Here is a 685-nt window from a genome sequence, read left to right as displayed (position 1 = left end):
CACTATGGACGCACCTGTGCCAGCGATCGCATGCGCACAAGGTTGTAGGCCGCCATATTCAACACGAACATCTGGTCCACCTTCTTCAAGCCACGCACCATCACCTGGCGCATGCGCCCCACGGTCTTGGCCCAGCCGAAACCCTGTTCAATCAACTTGCGCTTTTGCTGCGAAATGGCGTAGCCCACGCTCGAGGCAATCGCATCGGGCACTGCCGAACGCCGCCCCGAGGTGTTTTGCGCAACGTGCGGCGTGACCTTCATCTGCTGGCACGCCTCGACGAATTCCTGTGCGTCGTGGATCATGATCTTGGCCGCTTCACGCTCGGCATGCCCGTCGGCGCGTGTCACGCGTGCGTTGACCACCAGGCCGTGCCGGTTATCAGTTAGCGTATGGCCCATGTACCTCAATTCGCTGGCCGTTTTGCCTTTGCGATAGAGCTGCGCATCGGGGTCGGTCTTCGACTGATGTGTCTCGTTGCTGCGTTTCTCACCTTTGAAGTCGCCCGCGCCGCCACCATCGTTGTCCTGATCGTCGCCGTTCTTGCGTACAAAACTCTTGTGTCCGGCCCACGCCTGGATCAGGGTGCCGTCCACGCTGAAATGCTCACCCGAGAGCAGACACTTCTTTCCGGCGATGGACACCACTTCGTTGAAGAATTCGATCACGGCGTCGTGCTTGATCA

1 protein-coding gene is annotated in these 685 nt (G+C 59.4%); it reads right to left on the bottom strand.

Translation table 11 applies throughout. The features are described 5' to 3' along the window. Nucleotides 1-2: 2 nt before the first annotated feature. A partial coding sequence (locus E1N52_RS43945; RefSeq protein WP_133191294.1) for an IS5 family transposase occupies nt 3-685 on the bottom strand: 683 nt, incomplete at its 5' end.

Origin of the sequence: Paraburkholderia guartelaensis, from assembly GCF_004353905.1 — a bacterium.
GTDB lineage: Bacteria > Pseudomonadota > Gammaproteobacteria > Burkholderiales > Burkholderiaceae > Paraburkholderia > Paraburkholderia guartelaensis.
The sequence above is the reverse complement of the archived record's forward strand: the minus strand, read 5'-3'. Positions and strand labels throughout refer to the sequence as shown.